Consider the following 833-nt stretch of genomic DNA (forward strand, 5'->3'; position numbering starts at 1 on the left):
ACCGCCGTGGGCTTGGCTTTGGCCATCAGGGCGGCATTCACCTGGTAGGGGGCCAGGGCTTCAATGCGTTCTGCCCATACTTCCACCGGTTCGCCCATGCTCACCCACACGTCGGTGTATACCACGTCGGCGCCGCTCACCGCATCGGTGTTCTCGCTCAGGGTCACGCTGCCGCCGCTCTGGGCTGCCAGCGCCAGGCACTGGGCTACCAGGGCTTTGTCCGGCCAGTAGGCTTTGGGGGCGCAGGCCACAAAATCCAGCCCCATCTTGGCACAGCCGATCATCAGGCTGTTGCCCATGTTGTACCGGGCATCCCCCATGTAGACGAATTTCAGCCCCTTCAGGGTGCCAAACTGCTCCCGCAGGGTCAGAAAATCCGCCAGGATCTGGGTGGGATGGAATTCGTTGGTCAGGCCATTCCACACCGGCACATCGGCGTATTTGGCCAGTTCCTTGACGATCTCCTGCCCGAAGCCCCGGTACTCGATGCCCTCAAACATGCCGGAAAGCACCTGGGCGGTATCGGCAATGGATTCCTTCTTGCCGATCTGGCTGCCCGTGGGGTCCAGGTAGGTGGAACCCATGCCCAGATCGTGGGCGGCGACCTCAAAGGCGCAGCGGGTGCGGGTGGAGGTCTTTTCAAAAATCAACGCCACATTTTTGCCACGCAGCACATCGTGCGGGATGCCCGCCTTCTTTTTGGCTTTCAGCTCGGCGGCCAGGTCCAGCAGCCCGCTGATCTCCTCCGGCGTATAGTCCAGCAGCGTCAGAAAATCACGTCCCTGCAAATTCATAACAATAAACCCCCTCCAGGATGCATAAAAATACAATGT

General features: G+C 60.0%; 1 protein-coding gene. It reads right to left on the reverse strand.

The genetic code is table 11. The annotated features are described in order from the left end of the window. On the reverse strand, nt 1-794 hold a 794-nt coding region (argF, locus tag H6B10_RS14740), incomplete at its 3' end, for an ornithine carbamoyltransferase (protein ID WP_204652282.1). Between the last annotated feature and the right edge of the window lie 39 nt (nt 795-833).

Source organism: Gemmiger formicilis (assembly GCF_016901605.1).
In the GTDB taxonomy this organism is placed as follows: domain Bacteria; phylum Bacillota; class Clostridia; order Oscillospirales; family Ruminococcaceae; genus Gemmiger; species Gemmiger formicilis_B.